Here is a 225-nt window from a genome sequence, read left to right as displayed (position 1 = left end):
TGGTGCTTGCTCTGGCAATGATTTTTATGTGGCTCGAGCCGATTCCTGGCTGGAATCCAGGCGTGTATGGAACGATTGGGATTTTGTTTATTGCCTATATCACTCGGTTTATGGTGTTGCAAGTCCGGGGCAGCTATACAGCGATGGTTCAAGTCGATCCGTCGATGGAAGAGGCGGCTAGCTTATTCGGAGCACGGCCAATGGCGAAGTGGCGCCGCGTGTTAG

1 pseudogene is annotated in these 225 nt (G+C 52.4%); it reads left to right on the top strand.

The window, feature by feature from the left end:
- Positions 1-17: 17 nt before the first annotated feature.
- Positions 18-225, top strand: a pseudogene (locus CHH91_RS19380) (ABC transporter permease); the annotation flags it as partial.

The organism is Virgibacillus sp. 7505 (assembly GCF_002272135.1).
GTDB lineage: Bacteria > Bacillota > Bacilli > Bacillales > Amphibacillaceae > Terribacillus.
This window is presented reverse-complemented; position numbering and strand designations above follow the sequence as displayed.